The organism is Vibrio sp. KMM 9700 (genome assembly GCF_058545285.1).
On the sequence record NZ_CM178589.1, the window covers coordinates 2,404,735 to 2,428,425 of the forward strand.

At 44.1% G+C, this 23,691-nt stretch carries 22 protein-coding genes; 19 read left to right on the plus strand and 3 right to left on the minus strand.

Annotated elements, in window-relative coordinates:
- The first annotated feature begins 116 nt into the window (after positions 1-116).
- The 10 genes from sdhC to chrA all read left to right on the plus strand — a co-directional run bounded on the left by sdhC (position 117) and on the right by chrA (position 12,147).
- Positions 117-497 (plus strand): succinate dehydrogenase cytochrome b556 subunit, encoded by a 381-nt coding sequence (gene sdhC, locus AC2VOY_RS10700; RefSeq protein ID WP_491831341.1) that lies wholly within the window; start codon positions 117-119, stop codon positions 495-497.
- On the plus strand, positions 491-838 hold the full coding sequence (gene sdhD, locus AC2VOY_RS10705) for a succinate dehydrogenase, hydrophobic membrane anchor protein (RefSeq protein ID WP_491831342.1): 348 nt from the start codon (positions 491-493) through the stop codon (positions 836-838). The genes sdhC and sdhD overlap by 7 nt, the downstream gene beginning before the upstream one ends.
- The gene (sdhA, locus tag AC2VOY_RS10710) at positions 839-2,605 is read left to right on the plus strand and encodes a succinate dehydrogenase flavoprotein subunit (protein WP_491831343.1); all 1,767 of its coding nucleotides are present in this window, start codon (positions 839-841) and stop codon (positions 2,603-2,605) included.
- 12 nt (positions 2,606-2,617) lie between these two features.
- Positions 2,618-3,331, plus strand: coding sequence for a succinate dehydrogenase iron-sulfur subunit (locus AC2VOY_RS10715; RefSeq protein WP_491831344.1), 714 nt, complete (start codon positions 2,618-2,620; stop codon positions 3,329-3,331).
- Between the two features lie 131 nt (positions 3,332-3,462).
- Positions 3,463-6,282, plus strand: a complete 2,820-nt coding sequence (gene sucA, locus AC2VOY_RS10720; RefSeq protein WP_491831346.1) for a 2-oxoglutarate dehydrogenase E1 component — start codon at positions 3,463-3,465, stop codon at positions 6,280-6,282.
- Between the two features lie 18 nt (positions 6,283-6,300).
- Positions 6,301-7,536, plus strand: coding sequence for a 2-oxoglutarate dehydrogenase complex dihydrolipoyllysine-residue succinyltransferase (gene odhB / locus AC2VOY_RS10725; RefSeq protein WP_491831347.1), 1,236 nt, complete (start codon positions 6,301-6,303; stop codon positions 7,534-7,536).
- A gap of 662 nt (positions 7,537-8,198) precedes the next feature.
- Positions 8,199-9,365, plus strand: a complete 1,167-nt coding sequence (gene sucC / locus AC2VOY_RS10730; protein WP_491831348.1) for an ADP-forming succinate--CoA ligase subunit beta — start codon at positions 8,199-8,201, stop codon at positions 9,363-9,365.
- On the plus strand, positions 9,365-10,237 hold the full coding sequence (gene sucD, locus AC2VOY_RS10735; RefSeq protein ID WP_491831349.1) for a succinate--CoA ligase subunit alpha: 873 nt from the start codon (positions 9,365-9,367) through the stop codon (positions 10,235-10,237). The genes sucC and sucD overlap by 1 nt, the downstream gene beginning before the upstream one ends.
- Positions 10,238-10,335: 98 nt before the next feature.
- Entirely contained in the window at positions 10,336-10,917 is a 582-nt protein-coding gene (locus tag AC2VOY_RS10740) for a DsbA family protein (protein ID WP_491831350.1), read from the plus strand.
- A 36-nt stretch (positions 10,918-10,953) separates the two neighbouring features.
- Complete coding sequence (chrA, locus tag AC2VOY_RS10745) at positions 10,954-12,147, plus strand: chromate efflux transporter (protein ID WP_491831351.1); 1,194 nt, start codon at positions 10,954-10,956, stop codon at positions 12,145-12,147.
- Positions 12,148-12,151: 4 nt separating this feature from the next.
- Here chrA and znuB read toward each other — a convergent pair whose 3' ends face one another.
- Complete coding sequence (znuB, locus tag AC2VOY_RS10750) at positions 12,152-12,937, minus strand: zinc ABC transporter permease subunit ZnuB (protein WP_491831353.1); 786 nt, start codon at positions 12,935-12,937, stop codon at positions 12,152-12,154.
- Positions 12,938-12,939: 2 nt separating this feature from the next.
- Entirely contained in the window at positions 12,940-13,734 is a 795-nt protein-coding gene (znuC, locus tag AC2VOY_RS10755; RefSeq protein WP_491831354.1) for a zinc ABC transporter ATP-binding protein ZnuC, read from the minus strand.
- A 114-nt stretch (positions 13,735-13,848) separates the two neighbouring features.
- On the opposite strand from znuC, the gene znuA reads away from it, so the two are divergent.
- From znuA to feoB, 4 genes are all read left to right on the plus strand, one after another.
- Positions 13,849-14,961, plus strand: a complete 1,113-nt coding sequence (znuA, locus tag AC2VOY_RS10760; RefSeq protein ID WP_491831356.1) for a zinc ABC transporter substrate-binding protein ZnuA — start codon at positions 13,849-13,851, stop codon at positions 14,959-14,961.
- Positions 14,962-15,004: 43 nt separating this feature from the next.
- On the plus strand, positions 15,005-16,237 hold the full coding sequence (locus AC2VOY_RS10765; RefSeq protein ID WP_491831357.1) for a peptidoglycan DD-metalloendopeptidase family protein: 1,233 nt from the start codon (positions 15,005-15,007) through the stop codon (positions 16,235-16,237).
- 107 nt (positions 16,238-16,344) lie between these two features.
- Positions 16,345-16,572 carry a FeoA family protein gene (locus tag AC2VOY_RS10770; protein WP_491831358.1) on the plus strand — a complete coding sequence of 76 codons (228 nt, stop codon included), beginning with the start codon at positions 16,345-16,347 and terminating at the stop codon, positions 16,570-16,572.
- Positions 16,572-18,863 carry a Fe(2+) transporter permease subunit FeoB gene (feoB, locus tag AC2VOY_RS10775; RefSeq protein ID WP_491831359.1) on the plus strand — a complete coding sequence of 764 codons (2,292 nt, stop codon included), beginning with the start codon at positions 16,572-16,574 and terminating at the stop codon, positions 18,861-18,863. The genes AC2VOY_RS10770 and feoB overlap by 1 nt, the downstream gene beginning before the upstream one ends.
- A gap of 227 nt (positions 18,864-19,090) precedes the next feature.
- On the opposite strand, the gene argS is transcribed toward feoB, so the two are convergent.
- Positions 19,091-20,824 (minus strand): arginine--tRNA ligase, encoded by a 1,734-nt coding sequence (argS, locus tag AC2VOY_RS10780; protein ID WP_491831360.1) that lies wholly within the window; start codon positions 20,822-20,824, stop codon positions 19,091-19,093.
- A gap of 341 nt (positions 20,825-21,165) precedes the next feature.
- Between argS and AC2VOY_RS10785 the strand changes: the two genes are divergently transcribed.
- The 5 genes from AC2VOY_RS10785 to AC2VOY_RS10805 all read left to right on the plus strand — a co-directional run bounded on the left by AC2VOY_RS10785 (position 21,166) and on the right by AC2VOY_RS10805 (position 23,689).
- On the plus strand, positions 21,166-21,762 hold the full coding sequence (locus tag AC2VOY_RS10785; RefSeq protein ID WP_491831362.1) for a VOC family protein: 597 nt from the start codon (positions 21,166-21,168) through the stop codon (positions 21,760-21,762).
- Between the two features lie 115 nt (positions 21,763-21,877).
- Positions 21,878-22,429, plus strand: a complete 552-nt coding sequence (locus AC2VOY_RS10790; RefSeq protein WP_491831363.1) for a prepilin-type N-terminal cleavage/methylation domain-containing protein — start codon at positions 21,878-21,880, stop codon at positions 22,427-22,429.
- Positions 22,416-23,096: a PulJ/GspJ family protein gene (locus AC2VOY_RS10795; RefSeq protein ID WP_491831364.1), complete on the plus strand. Its 681-nt coding sequence runs from the start codon at positions 22,416-22,418 to the stop codon at positions 23,094-23,096. The genes AC2VOY_RS10790 and AC2VOY_RS10795 overlap by 14 nt, the downstream gene beginning before the upstream one ends.
- Complete coding sequence (locus tag AC2VOY_RS10800) at positions 23,086-23,424, plus strand: type IV pilus modification PilV family protein (protein ID WP_491831365.1); 339 nt, start codon at positions 23,086-23,088, stop codon at positions 23,422-23,424. Before AC2VOY_RS10795 ends, AC2VOY_RS10800 begins: the two co-directional genes overlap by 11 nt.
- Positions 23,402-23,689 carry a hypothetical protein gene (locus tag AC2VOY_RS10805; RefSeq protein WP_491831366.1) on the plus strand — a complete coding sequence of 96 codons (288 nt, stop codon included), beginning with the start codon at positions 23,402-23,404 and terminating at the stop codon, positions 23,687-23,689. The genes AC2VOY_RS10800 and AC2VOY_RS10805 overlap by 23 nt, the downstream gene beginning before the upstream one ends.
- Positions 23,690-23,691 lie beyond the last annotated feature (2 nt).

The following is a 23,691-nucleotide window of genomic DNA, read 5'->3' on the forward strand; positions in this document are numbered from 1 at the left end:
GCAAAATAAGTACAAACAAATGGATAGCTTGTAGCTTGCTGCAAGACTTGGTGTTTGGCTTAAGTTGTATGTTTATAACAATAATTGCTCTTATCATGGAGCTTAGGTGAGCAGTCGTGAAAGAAAAAAAATCTAGACCAGTCAATCTTGATTTGCAAACGATACAATTTCCTATTGCATCAATTGCATCCATCTTACACCGCATCTCAGGTGTGATCATGTTCGTCGCTGTTGGCATTTTACTTTGGCTTTTATCTTCATCCTTGTCGTCGCCGGCAGGGTTTGAATCAGCTAAAGAACTTGTTGATGGTTTCTTTGTAAAATTCATCTTGTGGGGCATCCTTACCGCTCTATCTTATCACATTTGTGGCGGTTTGCGTCATATGGTGATGGATACGGGGCGCTATGAAAGCCTTGAGCAAGGTGCGATGACAGCCAAAGCTGCCATGATTGCAACTGTTGTTCTCTCACTACTTGCGGGGATTTTAGTATGGTAAAACACATCACATCCGTTGGTCGTAATGGGGTTCAAGATTGGGTTCTGTTACGTGCAACAGGCACAATTCTTCTCTTATACACTATCTACCTAATCGGTTTTTTCGCGTTTAGCGGCGAGATTGATTTTGCAACTTGGGCCTCTTTCTTTGGCGGAACGTTTACCAAAGTCTTCACTATGCTGGCACTTTTAAGTGTGCTTGTGCATGCCTGGATTGGTCTGTGGCAAGTCTTAACCGACTATGTCAAACCACCTATGCTGCGCGCGATACTGCAACTTATCGTGATTGTGGCTTTGGTAAGCTATTTGTTTTCTGGCTTTTTTATTTTGTGGGGTGTGTAAGTGAGTATTCCAGTTCGTGAATTTGATGCTGTCGTAATTGGCGCAGGTGGTGCTGGCATGCGTGCTGCACTACAAATCTCAGAGCAAGGCCTATCTTGTGCTTTGCTATCTAAAGTTTTTCCAACCCGTTCACATACGGTCTCCGCACAAGGTGGGATCACGGTTGCACTTGGCAACTCCCACGAAGATAACTGGCAGTGGCACATGTATGACACAGTCAAGGGCTCAGATTATATTGGTGATCAAAACGCCATTGAATATATGTGTAAAAATGGCCCAGAATCAGTTCTTGAGCTTGAGCGCATGGGTCTGCCATTTTCTCGTTTTGATGATGGCACCATTTATCAACGTCCATTTGGTGGTCAATCACGTGATTTTGGTGGTGAGCAAGCAGCGCGTACTGCGGCGGCGGCTGACCGCACCGGGCATGCGTTATTGCATACTTTATATCAGCAAAATATTAAACATAAAACGACGATTTTCTCTGAGTGGTATGCACTTGATTTAGTTAAAAACCAAGATGGCGCAATTCTTGGCTGCACCGCAATTAGCATGGAAAGCGGTGAGGTGTGTTACTTCAAATCCAAAGCTACCGTACTGGCTACCGGTGGCGCAGGGCGCATTTATCAATCGACCACGAATGCACACATTAATACCGGTGATGGCGTAGGCATGGCATTGCGCGCTGGCGTGCCGATGCAAGATATGGAAATGTGGCAGTTCCACCCAACAGGCATTGCTGGCGCAGGTGTATTGGTGACCGAAGGGTGTCGTGGTGAAGGTGGTTATCTTCTTAATAATGATGGCGAACGCTTCATGGAGCGTTATGCACCAAATGCGAAAGATTTGGCTAGCCGTGATGTGGTCGCGCGCTCAATGATGATTGAGATCCGTGAAGGCCGCGGCTGTGATGGTCCTTGGGGCCCGCACCTTAAACTTAAACTGGACCACTTAGGCAAAGATGTACTCGATGCACGCTTGCCGGGCATTTTGGAACTCTCGCGCACCTTTGCGCACGTGGATCCGGTGAAAGAGCCGATTCCTGTGATTCCAACCTGTCACTACATGATGGGTGGCGTGCCAACTCAGGTGTCAGGTCAAGCGATTAAACAAGATGCTCAAGGTCAAGATGTCGAAGTCCAAGGCTTATATGCTTGCGGTGAAATTGCCTCTGTATCTGTGCATGGCGCAAACCGCTTAGGTGGTAACTCCTTGCTTGATTTAGTGGTCTTTGGTCGCTCAACCGGTCTGCACCTTGGTGAAACCTTGGCCGCGCAAAGTGAAGCACGCGCGGCAACTGAGTCTGATATTGAAGCTTCTCTTGCACGTAGCATGCGTTGGGAAAACAGCAAAGGCGGTGAAGATCCATTCCAAATCCGTAAAGATCTGCAAAACTGCATGCAGCGTAACTTCTCGGTCTTCCGTGAAGGGGATGCGATGGCGTCTGGCCTTGAAGAGCTCAAAGAAATTCGTGAGCGTTTGCAAGATGCACACTTGGCGGATAAATCGACTGAGTTTAATACCCAACGTGTCGAATGTTTAGAGCTAGATAACTTGATGGAAACTGCGTTTGCGACAGCGGTAGCAGCAAATTATCGCACCGAAAGTCGTGGCGCGCACTCTCGCTTTGACTTCCCAGATCGTGACGATGAGAAATGGCTATGTCACTCGATTTATAATCCTGAGACAGAAGACATGAGCAAACGTGATGTGAACATGCAGCCAACTCTGCGTGAAGCATTCCCACCAAAAGCACGTACTTACTAGGAGGATTGAGCGATGAAATTAAATTTTTCTATCTATCGTTATAATCCAGATGTGGATACTAAACCTTATATGAAAGACTATGAGCTAGAAGTGGATGAAGGCTCAGATATGATGATGCTGGATGCACTGATTTTGCTTAAAGAGCAAGATCCAAGTCTTTCATTTCGACGTTCGTGCCGTGAAGGGGTGTGCGGCTCTGATGGCATGAACATGAATGGTAAAAATGGCCTCGCCTGTATCACGCCAGTGTCTGCGCTTGCAGGCAAAGGTAAGATCGTGGTTCGACCACTGCCGGGTTTGCCAGTTATTCGTGACTTAATTATTGATATGTCACAGTTTTATGATAATTATGCTAGAGTCAAACCTTATCTGATTTCAGATGGTGAATTGCCACCGAGCCGTGAGCACTTGCAGTCACCAGAGGAGCGTGCGCATCTTGATGGTCTGTATGACTGTATTTTATGTGCATGTTGTAGCACCTCATGTCCATCTTTTTGGTGGAACCCAGATAAGTTTATCGGCCCAGCAGGTTTGCTCGCTGCCTATCGCTGGTTAATTGATAGCCGTGATACTGCAACTGACGAACGTTTGTCTGAGCTTGATGATGCCTTTAGTGTCTTCCGTTGCCACAGTATTATGAACTGTGTCAGTGTGTGTCCTAAGGGCTTAAATCCAACCAAAGCGATCGGGAAAATTCGTAAGATGTTGGTGAGCCGTTCGGTTTAGTGTGTCTTAATCTTACTCATTGAATGTTAAGTAAATTAAGGTATTTTACATAGTGGATTTCAGTTAAGCTAGGAAGCACCTAAATGAAATCCACTCTAATACGATTGAATCCAAAAAGGTTAAGGGGATATATGCATAATAGTGCGATGAAGGCATGGATTGAGTCTTCCCACTTAGCTGGCGCTAATGCCACGTATGTAGAAGAACTCTACGAAGCATTTCTTAGTGATCCAGACAGCGTCAGTGGCGAATGGAAAACTGTGTTTGAAAGCTTGCCTGCGCCATCATCTGATGCGCCAGAACAGCCTCACTCACGCGTTCGCGATTACTTTCGCAGTTTAGCTAAAGAAACGCCAAAATGTGCCGGCCAAGTAACAGATCCAGAAGTAGACGCGAAGCAAGTTAAAGTTCTACAGCTTATCAATGCGTACCGTTTTCGCGGGCATCAGGCTGCAAACCTTGATCCTTTAGGCATTTGGCAACGTGACCCAGTGGCAGAGCTTGACCCTGCATTCCATAACCTGACTCAAGATGATATGGAATCAGAGTTCAATGTCGGTTCATTTGCTGTCGGCCGCGAAACCATGGCGCTTAAAGATATTTATGCAGCGCTTAATCAAATTTACTGCGGCTCGATTGGCGCAGAATATATGCATATTACCAATACAGAACAAAAACGTTGGATTCAAGATCGTTTAGAATCTGTGATTGGTAAAGGCGAATTTACGAAAGAGCAAAAGAAAACCTTCCTTGATGAGCTCACCGCAGCAGAAGGTCTTGAGCGTTATCTTGGCGCCAAATTCCCGGGAGCAAAGCGCTTCTCACTTGAAGGTGGGGATGCACTTATCCCGATGACCAAAGAGCTTATCCGCCGCGCGGGTAGCCAAGGAATGCGCGAAGTTGTGATTGGTATGGCGCACCGTGGGCGTTTAAATATGCTCGTCAACGTGCTGGGTAAAAAGCCGCAAGACTTGTTTGATGAGTTTGCTGGCAAGCATGATGAAACTTGGGGCACTGGGGATGTAAAATATCACCAAGGTTTCTCTGCGGACTTTGCCACAGAAAAAGGCAACGTTCACCTAGCGCTTGCGTTTAACCCATCGCACCTAGAAATTGTCAACCCTGTGGTGATTGGCTCTGTGCGTGCGCGTCAAGATCGACTCGGTGATAAAGATGGCGCGAAAGTGTTGCCAATTACCGTGCATGGTGACTCTGCGATTGCCGGTCAAGGCGTTGTGGCTGAAACTTTTAATATGTCACGTACGCGCGGTTTCCAAGTCGGCGGTACGATTCGCATCGTGGTGAATAACCAAATCGGCTTTACTACCTCCAACCCAAGAGACACCCGCTCAACTATGTATTGTACGGATATTGCGAAAATGGTGCAGGCGCCAATTTTCCACGTCAATGCTGATGATCCAGAAGCGGTGGCTTTCATTACCCATATTGCACTTGATTTTAGAAATACATTTAAACGTGATGTTGTGATTGACTTGGTGTGTTATCGCCGCCATGGTCACAATGAGGCGGATGAGCCAAATGCAACCCAGCCTTTGATGTATCAAAAAATCAAGAAACACCCAACGCCGCGTAAACTTTACACCGATGTGTTGGTTGAGCGTGGTGATATTTCACTCGAAGATGCGACTGCGCTGGTCAATGACTACCGTGACACGCTCGATAAAGGTGAAGTCGTGGTTAAAGAGTGGCGCCCAATGCAAATGCATTCGGTTGACTGGTCTCCTTATATTAACCACGATTGGCAAGAAGAGTGGGATTGTCATATAGAGCTTGATTATCTCAAAAAGCTTGGCATGAAGGTGTGCCAATACCCAGATAGCCATAAACTGCAAAGCCGTGTTGCGAAGATTTATAATGACCGTATTTCCATGATTAATGGCGAGAAGCCACTTGATTGGGGGATGGCAGAAATCTTAGCTTATGCAACCTTGCTCGATGATGGCAAGCGCATTCGTATTACCGGCCAAGACTCAGGACGTGGAACCTTCTTCCACCGTCACGCTGTGCTTCACAATCAAGAAGATGCGAGCACTTATATGCCGCTTGCACATATTCATGATAAACAAGGTCCTGTGCAAATTTTTGATTCGGTGTTATCCGAAGAAGCAGTACTTGCGTATGAATATGGTTATGCAACGGCAGAGCCGGCAGGTTTAACCATTTGGGAAGCCCAGTTTGGTGACTTTGCTAATGGCGCGCAAGTCGTGATTGATCAGTTCATTTCATCCGGTGAGCAAAAATGGGGTCGCTTATGCGGCTTAACTATGCTCTTGCCACACGGCTATGAAGGTCAAGGACCTGAGCACTCCTCTGCACGTTTAGAGCGTTACTTACAGCTTTGCGCGGAGCAAAATATGCAAGTGGTGGTGCCGTCAACGCCAGCCCAGGTTTATCACATGATCCGCCGCCAAGTGGTGCGCCCAATGCGTCGTCCATTGATCGTGATGTCGCCAAAATCACTCTTACGTCATCCACTTTGTGTTTCAAGCATGGAAGAGCTAGCGAATGGCACTTTCCAAGCCGCGATTCCTGAAATTGATGATTTAGATCCAGCAAAAGTACGTCGCGTCGTGATGTGCTCGGGTAAGGTTTATTATGATCTTTTAGCTGAGCGTCGTAAGAATGAACAAGAAGATGTGGCAATTATTCGTATTGAGCAGCTCTACCCATTCCCATATGAGGATGTGAGTCAGGCCATCGAAGCTTATACCAATGTGGAAGACTTTGTCTGGTGTCAAGAAGAGCCACAAAACCAAGGCGCTTGGTATAGCAGCCAGCACAATATGCGCTATGCATTGCCAGATGGTGCGATTTTACATTATGCAGGTCGCGAGGCCTCTGCATCGCCGGCTGTCGGCTATATGTCTGTTCATATTCAACAACAAAATGAACTCATTGCAGATGCACTAACAATTGATAAAAAAGATTAATAGACAAGGATGAATACGATGACAATTGAAATACTAGTCCCTGATTTACCAGAATCTGTTGCCGATGCAACGGTTGCAACTTGGCATAAAAAACCAGGTGATGCTGTAGAACGTGATGAAGTTCTTGTTGATATTGAAACAGATAAAGTTGTATTGGAAGTGCCTGCGCCTGAGTCTGGCGTATTAGAAGAAATTCTTGAAGAAGAAGGTGCAACGGTTTTAAGTAAGCAGCTGCTTGCAAAACTTAAACCAGGCGCAGTTGCCGGTGAGCCGACAGCAGACAAACCTGCGACTGAGCAAATGGAACCATCGCCTGAAAAACGTCGCACAGATGTGCTTAAAGATGACGAGAACGATGCCCAGTCACCAGCGGTACGTCGCTTATTGCAAGAACATGATTTAAACCCTGATGACATTAAAGGCACAGGTGTTGGCGGACGTCTAACCCGTGAAGATATCGAATCATATCTTGCGGATCAAAAAGCGAAAACCGCTGCGCCAGGCCAAGCGAAATCTGAGTTAGAAGCCGCGCCTAGCATGCCAAGCGCAGCCGGTCGCAGTGAAAAACGTGTGCCGATGACGCGTCTGCGTAAAACGGTTGCGAATCGTCTGCTTGAGGCGAAAAATTCAACAGCAATGTTGACGACCTTCAACGAAGTTAACATGAAGCCAATCATGGACTTGCGCGCCCAATATAAAGATGACTTTGAAAAACGTCACGGCGTGCGTCTGGGCTTTATGTCTTTCTATGTGAAAGCTGTCACCGAAGCGCTTAAACGCTACCCAGAAGTCAACGCTTCGATCGATGGCGAAGATATCGTTTATCACAACTATTTCGATATCAGCATGGCAGTATCAACCCCACGTGGTTTGGTGACGCCAGTGCTAAAAGATTGTGATGTCTTGAGCTTTGCGCAAGTCGAGCAAGGCATTAAAGACTTAGCGGTGAAAGGGCGTGATGGCAAACTGAAAGTTGAAGAGTTAATGGGCGGTAACTTTACCATTACCAATGGTGGTGTGTTCGGTTCATTGATGTCGACGCCAATTATCAACCCACCGCAAGCGGCGATTTTAGGCATGCACAAAATTCAAGATCGTCCAATGGCGGTTGATGGCGAAGTAAAAATCTTGCCGATGATGTATTTAGCGCTTTCTTATGATCACCGTTTAATTGATGGTCGTGAGTCAGTCGGCTTCTTGGTCACTATCAAGGAATTACTGGAAGATCCAGCACGCCTATTGCTTGATATTTGATCATTTTAAACCAAGGGATGGCGTTGATCTTCCTTGGTTTAGTTGACAATTAAGCTTCAATTGTAAACCAGTCTTTACTCATTTATTTGAGTGTATAGGCTGGTTTTTTTGTTTCTAGTCTAAAATAAAACCCGATTAATCCTTTAATTTATAAGGTAAAATTAAAGATGCAGACAAATCGATTTGGTTTCTTCTCGAAGTGTTCGATAGATCGCATAAATGTAGATTTAACTTCTCCTAACACTTTGTTAACATGAGGTTGGTGTTGAAAAATAAATAGATAGATTGCAAGTTTGAAAAAACGCGATCGAATTCATATTTAAATGATATGCCATGTACCAAAGGGAGAAGCGCGAGGTAACTCATTGTATTTATTTTGTTATTTCCGCAATAGGTGCATTTTATAAATCAATATAACGTGATATAAATGAAAATAGAGAAGCGACTGCAAGCCTAAAAGCCTTTAATTTTCAAATGTTTTGGGATAAATACGGGTTTTAAGATGTGCGTTGAAATGGTTCAAATCCGAGGTCAACCTAAGATTTGTTGGACGTTGAAACCAATCTTTGCAGTAGAGTTATGGATATAGCATCTTTTAAGTGTAAGGCCTTGACCTGATTTAGGCTGAGAAGTTTAAAAGACAAACTTACGGATAACGCATAATGAATTTGCATGAATATCAAGCCAAACAATTGTTTGCAGAATATGGGCTACCTGTGCCAGAAGGCTACGCCTGTGATACCCCACAAGAAGCTGCAGAAGCTGCAGGTAAACTTTCGACGTCAAAGTGGGTGGTCAAGTGCCAAGTTCACGCTGGGGGGCGTGGCAAAGCAGGTGGTGTTGAACTCCATGACAATAAAAGCGATACCAAAGCCTTTGCGCAAAAATGGCTAGGTAAAAACCTCGTCACATATCAAACGGATGCCAATGGGCAGCCAGTCTCTAAAATTCTTGTTGAAGAAGCTTCTAATATCAAAAACGAGCTTTATCTTGGCGCTGTTGTTGATCGCGCTACGCGCCGTATCGTGTTTATGGCGTCAACAGAAGGCGGCGTTGAAATTGAAAAAGTCGCTGAAGAAACGCCTGAGCTAATCCACAAAGCTGCAATTGATCCGCTGGTTGGCCCACAAGCATTCCAAGGCCGTGAATTGGCGTTTAAACTTGGTTTAACTGGCGCGCAAATCAAACAGTTCACCCAAATCTTCTTAGGCCTAGGCAAAATGTTTGTCGATTATGACCTTGCCTTACTTGAAATAAACCCACTTGTGATCACTGCAGAAGAAAATTTATTGTGCCTTGATGGCAAGATCAACATTGATTCAAATGCCATGTATCGCCAACCAAAGCTACGTGATATGCATGATGCCTCTCAAGAAGATGAGCGCGAAGCACACGCGGCAAAATGGGAGCTCAACTATGTTGCGCTAGATGGAAGTATTGGTTGTATGGTCAATGGCGCAGGCCTTGCGATGGGCACGATGGACATCGTTAACCTACATGGCGGCAGCCCTGCAAACTTCTTGGATGTTGGCGGCGGTGCAACCAAAGAGCGCGTCACCGAAGCATTTAAAATCATCTTATCTGACTCAAATGTAAAAGCCGTATTGGTCAATATTTTCGGTGGTATCGTGCGTTGTGATTTGATTGCTGAAGGCATCATCGGCGCTGTCGAAGAAGTGGGCGTTAGTGTGCCGGTTGTGGTACGCCTTGAAGGGAATAATGCAGAGTTAGGCTCGCAAAAATTGGCACAAAGTGGCCTAAATATTATTGCCGCAACATCATTGACAGATGCAGCACAACAAGTAGTACAAGCAGCGGAGGGCAAATAATGTCGATTTTAATTGATAAAAACACTAAGGTTATTTGCCAAGGTTTTACTGGCGGTCAAGGGACTTTCCACTCAGAGCAAGCGCTTGAATATGGCACGCAAATGGTTGGCGGTGTATCGCCAGGCAAAGGTGGCAGCACGCATTTAGGTTTGCCTGTGTTTAATACTGTGCGCGAAGCGGTTGAAACCACAGGTGCAACGGCGTCTGTGATTTATGTACCGGCGCCATTTTGTAAAGATGCAATCCTAGAAGCGATTGATGCTGGGATTAAGCTAATTATTACCATCACCGAAGGCATCCCAACCTTAGACTTGGTCGATGTCAAAGAGCGCTTAGATGCATCTGGCGTGCGCATGATAGGTCCAAACTGTCCGGGCGTTATCACCCCTGATGAGTGTAAAATTGGCATTATGCCAGGCCACATTCATAAAAAAGGTAAGGTTGGTATCGTGTCACGTTCAGGTACTTTGACTTATGAAGCCGTTAAGCAAACAACGGATGAAGGCTTTGGTCAATCGACTTGCGTCGGCATTGGTGGGGATCCAATTCCTGGGTCTAACTTCATTGATATCTTAAAGCTATTTGAAGCAGATTCTGAAACCGAAGCGATTGTGATGATCGGTGAGATTGGCGGCACTGCGGAAGAAGAAGCGGCAGCTTTCATTAAAGACAATGTCACCAAGCCAGTGGTTTCATACATTGCAGGCGTGACTGCGCCTCCAGGCAAACGTATGGGCCATGCGGGCGCAATTATCTCGGGCGGGAAAGGCACAGCTGAAGATAAATTTGCTGCGCTTGAAGCCGCAGGCGTAAAAACTGTGAAGAGCTTGGCAGATATTGGCAGTGCGCTGCGAGAAATCACAGGCTGGTAAGCTTGTCGTCAAAAGGTAACAGAAATTAAGTTATGCTAAGAAGGTGGCCGTGATGGCTGCCTTTTTTTATGCCTGAACATTAGTCCAAGGAGGAGCGCATGCCGATACCGGTAAGTAAATATAGAAGCGGTTTTCAATTTTCTGATATGAACGCCGCCAAGCAAGTGGAGATATTTATTGATCTTCAATGTCCGCATTCAAAAATCGCTTGGCCAACTATTTATGCCTTGTTAACTCAGGCGGATGAAACGATCGGGGTACGTTTACACTTGATTAGTCTATCCAATCATAGGCAAAGCTGGGAGTTAACTAAAACTGTCCACTTATATGCCAAAAGGGATGGTGAAAAAGCACTTGGCTTGATTGATACTTTATTTGCCAATCAAGAGAGCTTTAGAGATAAAGCTTTTTATAATAAAACACATCAAGATTTATATCTCTTTTGCTTGGATCAATTGCGTCAATACGATAAGAGATTTGCGAATAGTTTCCAGAACTTAGATGGTTTTATTGACGCATTAACGCAGGATGAATTGTACCATATTGGACGTACACCAAACCGTTATGCGGCAATCAAAGGAGTGTGGGGGACGCCAAGGTTTTTCTTCAATGATGCTTTGCTTGATCTTAAAGCCGATCAAGACTTGCAAGGTTATATTCAAAACCTAGATAGGATTTAGCTTTTTAACGGAGTACAGATTGTGGCAAAGAGCCAAATGGATAGGTTTGAAAGTCGAAGCGCTTGGAATATTTTTGTTATTTTTCTTAAGCTAGGTCTCACATCATTTGGTGGGCCGGTTGCGCATTTAGGTTATTTTCGTGATGAGTTTGTGAGCCGACGTAAATGGTTATCTGAGCAAAGTTACGCGGATTTAATCGCCTTGTGTCAATTTTTGCCAGGCCCTGCGAGTAGCCAAGTGGGAATTGCATTAGGCCTTTCTCGCGCAGGTTATAGCGGCGCTTTAGCTGCTTGGCTTGGGTTTACCTTGCCATCTGCCATTGCTTTGATTCTTTTTGCGCTGGGGCTTAGTCATTATGCTGATGCGATGCCAGTTGGGGTGTTAAATGGCCTAAAAATTGCCGCAGTGGCAGTGGTTGTGCAAGCCGTTTGGGGAATGGGTAAAAACCTTTGCCCAGATGCAGCAAGGGTGTCGATTATGGCTGCCTCAACTTGTTTCGTGATAATGGTTCCATCGGCTTGGGGACAGGTAAGCGTGATTGGCATTGCGGCGCTGATTGGGCTTTTATTTTTTAAACCAGAGCAAGTGGCTACGCATGATCCGTTACCGATCCAACTCGGGCGTAAAGCAGGCTTTATATGCTTGGTTTTATTTTTTAGTTTGCTATTCGGATTGCCGCTTTTAGCCAACCAATACCCAAACCAAAGCTTAGCTGTGCTGGATACTTTTTATCGCAGTGGCTCATTAGTTTTTGGTGGTGGACATGTGGTGCTGCCATTGCTTCAAGCTGAAGTTGTGCCGAGTGGGTGGGTTGATAAAGACACCTTTTTAGCCGGTTATGGCGCAGCGCAAGCCGTTCCTGGGCCTTTGTTTACCTTTGCTGCATTTCTTGGGGCGTCGATGAATGATGCGCCAAGCGGATGGTTGGGCGGCATGCTATGTTTATTGGCTATTTTCATCCCTTCTTTTTTATTAGTCACAGGGGCGTTGCCATTTTGGGAGTGTTTACGTTCACATGCTCGCACCCAAGCCGCTTTGTGTGGGGTCAATGCAGCCGTGGTTGGCTTACTGCTTGCAGCCCTCTATCAGCCAGTTTGGATAAGCGCGATTCATCAGTCCAAAGATTTCGCTTTGGCGCTGATTGCTTTTGTGGCATTGGTGTTTTGGAAATTGCCGCCTTGGCTTGTGGTCAGCGCCAGCGGCATTATTGCAGGGGTTATCTTAGCTTAAGATCTTAATCGTCTATCTTTTTAAACTGAGTAAGTAAAAAGATAAATGCAGCGCAGACGACAACCGATGGGCCGGTTGGGGTGTCATAAAACCAAGACATACTGATGCCGCCAATAACCGCAAGCATGCCAATGAAAGATGCAAGGAGCGCCATATGCTCTGGCGTCTTCGCAAAACGGCGCGCGGTAGCGGCAGGAATAATCAAAAGTGAGGTAATAATTAAAGCGCCAACAAACTTCATTCCAAGTGCGATCATTAACCCTACCAGAAGCATTAATAGCAGGCGCATTTTATCTGCGCTCACGCCATCGACTTCAGCCAAATCTTCATTGATGGAGCTATTGAGTAAGTCACGCCAAAAATAAGCAAGTAAGGCCAAAATAACGGCGCCGCCTGAGTAAATAAAAAGTAAGTCTTGCGTATTGACAGATAAGAGATCGCCAAATAAGTAACTCATTAAATCAATCCGCACATTATCTAAAAAGCTCACCGCAACTAAACCTAGTGAGAGTGAACTGTGCGCCAAAATACCAAGTAAGGTATCGGTGGCGACCACTTTTTGTCGTTGCAACTGGGTGAGCACAATAGCCAACACGATGCAGCAAAGCACTAATGCAAGATAGATATTAATATCGAGCAAGAAGCCTAAAGCTAAGCCAAGCAGCGAGGCGTGGGCAAGGGTATCGCCAAAATATGCCATTTTACGCCAAACAATAAACGAACCAAGTGGGCCTGAAATTAATGCAATACCTAAGCCTGCAATCAGCGCTGGAAGTAAGAGTTCAAACATAATTAACCTTTGTGATTAGCACTTGTTGGCTGAGTGTTGTGGTGACAATCTTGGTGTGAGCATTCACTGACAGCTTCACCCGAGAGCGTGTGCTCATGCTTATGATTATGGTGATAAACTGCGAGCGTATCTTTAGCGCTTTGACCAAATAATTCAATATAAGTTGGGTGCTTACTGATAGATTCTGGGCTACCATGACAACAAATATGGTGCTGCAAGCAAATCACTTCATCGGTTTGCGCCATCACTAAATGCAAATCATGCGACACCATCAGCACGCCGCAACCTGTTTCATGGCGGATCTGATTAATCAGTTTATATAAATCGATTTGACCTTGGACATCAACGCCTTGGGCTGGCTCATCGAGAACTAATAAATTAGGCTGTTTAAGTAGGGCGCGAGCAAGTAAGACGCGTTGGTTTTCACCACCAGATAAACGATGCATATTTTGTTTTGCAAGATGCCCCGCGCCAACACGTTCGAGTACCGCTTGTCTTTGCGCAAGAGTGTTTTTGCCTGCAAGTTTTAAAAAGCGATCGACCGTTAATGGCAAGGTTTCATTAAGACGTAACTTTTGCGGCACATAACCAATTTTGAGTTTTGGCGCACGATTAATTTTACCTGAAGTAGGTTTGAGCAAGCCAAGCATCACTTTGACTAAGGTTGACTTACCTGCGCCATTTGGACCGATAATAGTAATGATGTTATTTGCTTCAATATCAAGGGTGATATTTTGCAGTGCTTGTTTATTATCAAATGTGACATTGATATTGTGTAAAGAAATTAGGGAAGTCATCGAAAACCAGCTTGTCATGAAGTAATGTTATATAGTAACATTTTGTCGTCTTGTTATATTGTAACATTTGGCTTGGTTTAACGGCAAGCATAGAAAGTATTAAAAGGAATCTTCGTGAAAAAATCTAAATTAAGTTTTGTTTTAACCAGTTTGCTTGGCTCAAGCTTTGCGATGTACTCTGCTGCAAGTATCGCTGCGCCACAGGTTGTGACCTCGGTGAAGCCTTTGCAACTGATTGCCAATGAAATTACTCAAGGGGTGACAGAGCCGGAGCTTTTATTAAATAGCACTGCATCACCACATGATTATGCGTTAAAACCATCTGATATTCGTAAAATTAAATCAGCCGATGTTATGCTTTGGGTTGGCCCTGAGCTTGAAACCTTTTTAGATCACTTGCTTGAAGATGAGGCTAATTCGCTGCAACTGTCAGCGCAACAAGATATCCACTTTTTAAACTTTGGTGAATATAATCATTCAGGCGCAGAGCACCATGATGACGGTGATCATCACGATCATGCAGATGAGCATGAGCACCATGAGGATAGTGAGCATCACGATCATGCAGATGAGCATGAGCATCATGAGGATGGCGATCACCACGAACATGCAGATGAGCATGAACATCATGAGGATGGCGATCACCACGAACATGCAGATGAACATGAACATCATGATGAAGAAGAAGGTCACCATGGTCACTCGCACACCGGCAAAGACCCACACATTTGGCTTGGCCCAGATCAAGCACTTGAAACAGCAACCATTCTAACTCAAAGACTAACTGAGCTTGACGCTGAAAATGCAGCTACATATCAAGCCAACCTCGCAAGTTTTAAGCAAAATTTAGCGCAGAAGGTCACACAAATACAAGAAGCGTTAGCACCAATTGATGCACAAGGGTATTATGTTTTCCACGATGGTTATCAATACTTTGAATCTAAATTTAAGCTAAATAACTTAGGTCACTTTACTGTGAGCCCTGAGCGTAGCCCAGGCGCGAAGACTCTGCAAACGATCCGTGAGGATTTAAGCGCACAAAATGCTGTCTGTGTGTTTGCTGAGCCTCAATTTAAACCCGCAATTATTGAAACCGTTGTCAAAGGCACAGATGTTAAAATTGGCGAGATTGATCCGCTTGGAACCAAGATTGATGTGAAATCAGGCAGCTATTTTGACTTTTTAGATAGTCTTAAAAATAGTTACCTTTCTTGCTTAAAAAAATAAAAGATAAGTGAATGAAACGAACCATTGAAGTGTATTTAGCTTCATGAAAGCATGGATTGCAACCTCTTGGCGACAAATCCCAAAGTGGCAGCAAAGGCTCAGTCTTTTGCTGCTGTTTTTGTGCGCCTTTTTGATCCTCCTACGCCTACCTTTGTTTCATTCGCTCACTTTTTCTTCCGCGCCAGATAGTTGGCAAGAAGAGCAAGTTGCATTTGATGACCCTGCATTTGAGTTTCATCAAGATGAATTAGATAAACAGTTGCAACAAACGCCATCATTATCCGAGCACTCTCAAGTTAAGCAAACTGAGCCAAGTATTAAAGTGGCCCAAAGCGCTCAGCAGAGCCAACGGGTGAGTAAAAATAAGGTGTTGGTTTTTGGGGAGATCAAAGGCAATTTTTATCAATCCGCCAAGGCGCTTGGTTTAAGTTTAAAGCAAATTCAAAGCGTTGTACTTGGCTTGCAACCTCAAGTTGATTTAGGCAAACCTCAGATCGGGGTGAATTATCTGACCTTGATTTTAACCGCGCCTAAATTTAGCTTAAGCGCCCAAGATATGTCGCAAATGCAGATTGAAGCCGCGCTGTATCGCACCCCACGTAAAGATTATTCTATTTTTCGAGCCAGTAATTCAGGTTTTTATTCTAGACAAGGGCAAACCCAAGAATCCACTTTTCAGCGCTTACCTTTGCTTTCTCAGGCAAGGATCAGCTCAAACTTTAACCCTCAGAGACTGCATCCGGTCACAGGTAAAATTGCGCCCCATTACGGCACTGATTTTGCTGTGCCGGTTGGCACGCCGGTTGTTGCCACATCCGATGGCGAGGTCGTTAAAATTGGCAATCATCCACTGGCAGGGCGTTATATTGTCTTGCGTTACAATCGCGCTTATCGCGCACGCTTCTTGCATTTAAGTAAAGTGCTGGTACATCAAGGTCAAAAGGTAAATCGTGGGCAACAAATAGCTTTATCTGGGGCAACTGGAAGGGTGACAGGGCCACATTTACATTTTGAGTTGATAAAATTTGGTCAAGCAATTAACCCTATGACCGCCAAATTGCCACAGTCAGATCCGCTTTCGTCTGCACAGCGACGTGAGTTTTTAGCTAAAATAAATCAAGATTTACCTTTGATGCAGCGTCAAGCTGACCAATATCAACCTAGAGTCTCCCCACAATCTGCGCCCATGCAACCGCAACCTTTATTCCAGCCAAACAACCAATCTAGCGATCGACAAGTCTCATTGTTTAATCCTAATTCAGGCGAAAGGTCTTAAAACTTTTTGATTAAATTGGGTGAATTTTGAGATATCGCAAGAAATTGTTACAAAAAAAACGGTATTATAAAAACAAATAAGAATCCTTATCATTAAGGTATGAGCAAATGACATTAAATGAGTTACAAATAGGGCAACTCGCGCGAGTGCTCGAATTTTCTGATCTTGAAGCCGATATCCGTAAAAAGTTAATGGTGATGGGCGTATTGCCAAATACCCAAGTACGCGTGTTGCGTAAAGCGCCTTTTGGCGACCCTCTGCAAGTTGAAGTCCGTGGAGTCTCTGTGGCACTACGCGGAAAAGTTGCTCAGAAGATCTTAGTGGAGGCAGAATAATGAGTTTTCATATCTTAACCGTTGGTAATCCAAACAGCGGTAAAACAACGCTTTTCAATAGCTTAACCGGTGCTAAGCAACAAGTAGGTAACTGGGCTGGTGTCACGGTTGAGAAAAAGCAAGGTCGCTATGAGTTCGATAATCGTCCCTATCATTTAACCGATTTACCGGGAATTTATGCGCTTGATAGCGGCAATGATGAAAACAGCCTAGATGAGTCGATTGCTTCCAAAGCTGTCGTCAATATTCAAGCCGATCTGATTATTAATGTCATCGATTCAACCGCGCTTGAACGTAGCCTTTATATGACGCTGCAATTACGTGAACTCGGCCGCCCTATGGTGGTGATTTTAAATAAATCAGATATCCTTGCGCGTGAAGGGCAAGTTATTGATACAAAAGCATTAAGCGAAACATTAGGTTGCCCTGTGTTTATGCTTTCAGCAAATAATCAAAAAGAAGTGCGAGAGCTGAAGAAAGATTTGGCTGAAGTGTTAGACGCCAAGCTTGCACTTGAACCAATAAAAGTTACCTACCCAGCAGCAGTTGAATCTGCGATTACAAAGCTTACGCCTTTATTTGAAAATCAAGATGCACTGATTTCAAAACGCGCACTTGCGATTCGCTCACTTGAGCAAGATGCCTTAATCCTTGAAGGCTTTGACGCAGCGCAAAAAGCAAACTTTAGTAAAGTTTATCAAGATTTAAATAGTGCCTTAGATATTGATTTAAATCTAACCAGCACTAAATATGATCATATTCACCAGATCTGTGAAACTTGTCGTCAAAACGATAAAAGCTTCACTCAGAATATGACCCAAAAAATAGATAAACTTCTATTAAACAAATACCTAGGTATTCCATTTTTCTTCTTTGTAATGTACCTAATGTTTATGTTCTCAATCAACATTGGCAGTGCATTCATCGATTTCTTTGATATTGGTGTGGGTGCATTACTCGTTGATGGGGGACATTATCTGCTTGATGGCGTGTTACCGGTTTGGCTTGTCACTGTGCTTGCGGATGGTCTTGGCGGTGGTATTCAAACTGTAGCAACCTTTATTCCAGTGATCGCTTGCTTGTATCTATTCTTATCTTTACTTGAAAGCTCTGGTTACATGGCGCGCGCAGCATTTGTACTGGATAAAGTGATGCAAAAAATTGGTCTACCGGGCAAAGCATTTGTCCCGCTTGTGCTTGGCTTTGGCTGTAACGTGCCAGCGATTATGGCAACCCGTACCTTAGATCAAGAAAGAGAGCGTAAACTTTCTGCTGCCATGGCGCCATTTATGTCATGTGGCGCACGTTTACCTGTTTATGCTTTATTTGCAGCAGCTTTCTTCCCAGAATCTGGACAAAACGTTGTTTTTGGCTTGTATTTACTTGGTATTTTAGCCGCTGTTTTCACTGGTATTTTACTTAAGAAAACGCTTTATCCGGGCGTGAGCTCAAGCTTTATCATGGAAATGCCAAACTATGAAATGCCAAGACTGAAAAACGTCGGGATCAAAACCTGGCAAAAACTAAAACGCTTTGTCTTTGGCGCAGGTAAGACTATCGTTGTTGTGGTGATGATTTTAAGCTTCTTGAACTCTTTGGGCACTGATGGCAGCTTTGGTAATGAAGATTCAGATAAATCTGTGTTATCAAAAGCTTCACAAATCGTCACCCCAGTGTTTGCGCCAATGGGCATAGAAGAAGATAACTGGCCGGCAACGGTTGGGATTATCACAGGTATCTTTGCCAAAGAAGCCGTCGTTGGGACATTAAATAGTTTGTACGCAACCCCAACAGATGAAGACGCAGAGTTTGATTTAGGCGCAAGCTTAACCGAAGCTGTGCAAAGTATTGGGGACAACTTTGCCGCACTAAGCTATAGCGATCCACTAGGCGTTGAAGTGGGTGATTTAACCGACACTGAAGCAACTGCTGAAGATCAAGGCGTGGATACAAGTATTTTTGGCAACCTTCAATCTTACTTTAGCGGCTCACATGCAGCCTTTGCATACTTAGTTTTTATCTTGCTGTATACACCATGTGTGGCAGCAATGGGTGCCTATGTGCGTGAATTTGGCTCTAAGTTTGCACGCTTTATTGCGGTTTATACTATGTTTTTGGCTTATACCAGCGCCGTATTTATTTACCAAGCCGTAAACTTTGCGCAAACGCCATTAACAAGTGGCATCTACCTTGCGGTTGTTGTCGCCTTATATATAGGTATGTATATGCTATTTAAACGCTATGGTGCGAAAAAACAAGCCATGCGCATCGATGTAGTGAATGTGAGTTAAGATAATTAACAGCAGTTAAAGACTGCATCAATCAGCATTAAAATTTAAATCAGCTTCTTTTTATTACAAGAGAAGCTGATTTTTTATATTTGAAATAAGCCATATATGTTTTTGTTTTGTGCAATCAAGAGGGTTGGACTGAAAGGCAGGCAAAAAAAAGCCTCAGAACGAATTCCAAGGCTTAGTTATTTCTCATATCAAAGACTAGCTTTAATCACAAAGGCTGATTACATGCGCTCTAGGGTTTCGATACCAAGTAGCGCTAAACCTTGTTTAATGGTTTTTGCAGTTAATGCAGCAAGTTTTAAACGGCTTTGTTTAATTGCAGCGTCTTCATTGTTTAGAATTGGGCAGGCTTCGTAGAAGCTAGAGAACTGACCGGCAAGCTCAAACAAGTAGCTACACATTAGGTGCGGCTGACCTTCACGCGCAACAGATTGTACCGCTTCATCAAATTGAAGAAGTTTAGCAATCAAGGCTTTTTCTTTCTCATCAACAACTTTGATTTCACCTTCTAGGTTATCCATAGAAAGGCCAGCTTTGGCGAAGATAGACGCAACACGAGTATAAGCATATTGCATATACGGCGCAGTGTTGCCTTCAAATGCCAGCATGTTATCCCAATCAAAGATGTAATCTGTAGTGCGGTGCTTTGAAAGATCAGAGTATTTAACCGCTGCCATGGCAACAGTATTAGCAATCTTCTCTTTTTCAGCTACGTCAAGCTCTGGATTTTTGCTTTCGATTAAGGCTGCTGCACGCTCACATGCTTCATCAAGCAGATCCGCTAGACGAACCGTGCCGCCTGCGCGCGTTTTAAATGGGCGACCGTCTTTGCCTAGCATCATACCAAATGCATGGTGCTCAAGTGAGACGCTTTCAGGCACATAACCTGCTTTGCGCACAATGGTCCAAGCTTGCATTAAGTGTTGGTGCTGACGTGAATCAATGAAGTAAAGCACGCGATCTGCGCCAAGCTCTTGATAACGGTATTTAGCACAAGCAATATCTGTAGTGGTGTATAGGTAGCCACCATCACTTTTTTGCACGATAACGCCCATAGGATCGCCATCTTTGTTTTTGTATTCATCAAGGAACACAACTTGCGCGCCGTTATCTTCTACCGCAATATTTTGCGCTTTTAAGTCGCTGACGATTTCAGGCAGCATGTCGTTATACATACTCTCACCCATTACATTGTCACGGGTTAAAGATACGTTTAGACGATCATAGTTGCGCTGGTTTTGGATCATTGTGATGTCGACTAGCTTGCGCCACATTTTCGCGCAATGCTCATCGCCACCTTGAAGTTTTACTACGTAGCCACGCGCACGTTTTGCAAATTCTTCATCTTCATCATAAAGTTTTTTCGATTCGCGATAGAAAGCTTCAAGATCAGAAAGCTCCATCGAGACTTCGCCTTTCTCGTTTTCAACACGCTCAAGGTTTGCGATCAGCATACCAAATTGTGTGCCCCAGTCGCCGATGTGGTTGGCGCGGATAACTTTATGACCTAAAAACTCAAGGGTACGCACAACTGCGTCACCGATAATGGTTGAGCGTAAGTGACCAACGTGCATTTCTTTGGCAACGTTTGGCGCAGAGTAATCTGCAACGATCGTTTGCTCGGCTTGTTTGGCAACACCTAGGCGCTCATCATTTAACGCTGTTTGCGCTTGCTTGGCTAAAAAGTCGGTATCAAGGAAAATGTTGATAAAGCCAGGACCTGCGATTTCGGTTTTGCTTGCGATGCCTTCAAGATCTAGCTCATCAATGACTTTTTGCGCAAATTCACGTGGGTTCATGCCGAGTTTTTTGGCTGCGCCCATGACGCCGTTTGCTTGGTAATCACCAAATTGTGGTTTTGCAGATTGACGTACTGCAGCCGGGGTACCAGCAGGAGCGCCAGCAGCAACAAGTGCTTGTGAGACTTTATCGTTAATAAGAGCAGCAATATTCACGCGCATTTCCTATAAAATTAGTTAAATATATAAAAAGTATCAATTTGTCAGAGGTTTACTTATTTCCCCTTATATCGACTACGCAAAGTCGCTCTCAGCCATCCATGGACGCTTATTCGGCACATCCATGTGCCTTACAACTTTGCTGCGCTGATACAAGGGCAAACAAGTTTGTGTTCTCAATTGGACACTTAAATAGAGGTTCCATTATTTTGCTTTTGATTTAAGGGCAAAATCAATGAAAAAAGATTGCCACATCATAGCAAGAATTTAAGCATGTTGAAAAAACTATTCTTAGGTTAGACTATATTTTTCTCTTAGATGTTTGAAAGTGGATAAAAATGACTCAAAATTTAGCAGCTTCATTAACAATAGAAGCCTTACGCGCCGATATCGACACCTTTTCCTGCAAGATTGACCAACTCGCCAGCCTGCTTGGGCTAGACTTTAGTCAACTGCAAGCGGACCACATCGCAATGCGCGTGAACCATGCCGATGACGCCAAGCGTCTACACCAAGACTGGCAAGGGGAAACCTTATCTCAAGCCATGATCAATGGCCGCCCAATTGTGGTGTTAAAGCTCACCCAAGGCTTTGAGTTAAACCTCTCTGGGGCGCAACAATACATTGATGTGTTAGAGCTGCCTTATCCAAGTGAAAAAACATACCCAGTTGAAGGCTGGGAGCATGTTGAGTTTGTGTTGCCTTGCCAAGCCCGCACCACAGATGAACTGCTTGATGCGCTATTTGAGCAATTTCCAAATTTTGAGCAAACCTACGCGACATTACCCGATCTTGGGGTGAAAGTGAAAGCATCTAGCCCAAAAGGTGAAGGCGAGCGTTTAGCGAATCCAACCTTGGCATTTAAATATCAAAATGTCTGCATCAAAATCCATCCTCATACGCTCGAAGCCGTGATTGACAGCGAGCGTGACTGATTGGCTTATCGATCTTCTTAATTTTAAGAAAAGGCTTAGATTTTTTATCATTGGCTAAGTGTTTTGGCGCGGTGTTTCCATACTTAAATCAATCTATTTGATGATGGAAGCCCCAATGCATTTAGCCTTTTATTTTAATATATCTTTTCAACAATCAAATAAGCAGCAAGGCTTTAGTTTACTTGAAACCCTGATTGCCTTGAGTCTGCTTGCCAGTTTAAGTTTATTTGTCCTGCCAAATATGCAAGCTTGGCAGCAAAACCATGCCTTAAAACAATTTGAGAGTCGTTTAAGCGGTTGGCTGATTAACTCGCAAGCTGTCGCGCTCAATCAAGGCTGCGCCCAGCAAGTGCACCTGATGCAGCGCTCCTCGCACAAGTGGCGAATGTCCCTTGAGGCAAAAGAGCCAAGCAAATGCCGCGAGTACCCTTATTCAGCGGATATACTTGATTCATCTGAATTTAAACATCTACATATTCATCCAAGCCAAACCTTTTCCCGCCTTGTGTTTGATTCTCAAAGAGTGCGCATTCAAGGGCCGTCCGCCAGCCTTGTTTTTTATATTGATGAAAGCTATCCGCTTAAATTAAGCCTGCATAATATTAGCTCGCGGGCACGGATCTGCGCGATGAATCCAAATAAGACCTATGGTTATGAAAGCTGTTAACTCAAGTATGAAGCGCCCGCAGCATCAACAAGGCTTTAGCCTGTTTGAGCTAGTGCTGAGCATGGCGGTGATGAGCTTTATTTTTATTGTCAGCATGCAAATGAGCGTCAAATTTATTTGGCTTGAAGTTGAGCGCAGCCAAAAACTTCAAGCTTCTGATTTAGTGAGCCAAGTCTTATGGCAAATTGATTATGAATTTGAGCAGGCGAGTCTGTCTTGGGTGAGACCAAGCGAGCAAAGCTTTGGCGTCATCATCTATAATAATGCGCAGCAAAATTGGCAGCAGGTGGCGTGGCGTTTTGATGGCGAGGCGCTTAAAATTTGTCGTTATAATTTACGTGAAATCTCAAGTTCAGCCGAGATAAAGCCAAGCGATTTAAGATGCTTTGGACGCTATAACCATGTGCTAGACAATCAAAAATTTCACCAATCCTTTCAATTCACCCTCGGCAAGCCGCACCCTGTTTATCCCCTGTATTGGCTTGAGTTTGGGCTTAAACATAAGCAAAACCAAGCAAAACAGCAAACTAACGAAGATGTCATACGTTATAAAATTGCCTTGCGACCTTTTGCAACTGACTTTGTTTCTCTTAGCGAAGCATCTGATTTAACTTTCGCAGCAGATGTAACTTCCGCCGCATTACAAGGAGAGATGCATGCGCAGTAATGAAAGCGTAAGAAGAAGCGTGCGAAAATACAGTCAAGGCATGAGCTTAATCGAAACGATGATTTGCCTTATTTTGGCCGCGATGATGAGCATTGGTTTGATTGAAGTGCAAATTAAGCTTGGCCAGCAGGCGCAACAAATTCTTGCAAAGCGTGAAGCTATGTTTGAAGCCCAGCAGCAAAGAGGGCTTGAAATACAAGCAAAGATGCGTGATAAGGCAGAGGCAGTTCTTTTCACAAAAGAGGCAATACTTGATAAACAAATAAATCTAGATCCAGAAAATCCGCAGCAAAAGGAGGTGACTGATGAAAACCAAAGCCTCAAATAATCCTCAGTTTTATAAAAAAGGTTTTATTAGTATCCTAGTGGTAAGCTTGATTTTATTGAGCGCTTTATTTATGGTGCTGATGCAGATTGAGCAATTACACATGCATCAACAAGTGCTGCTCAATCAAATGAAGGCGCAGCAAAATGTATGGCAAGCGCAAAACTTAGTCCAAGAAGAGTTGATTATCCCAGAAGGTTCGGTTATTCATGAGCATTGGATTACCCAAGACAGTCAGCCAAGCCAAGAAGATAAAACAATTCAATAGGG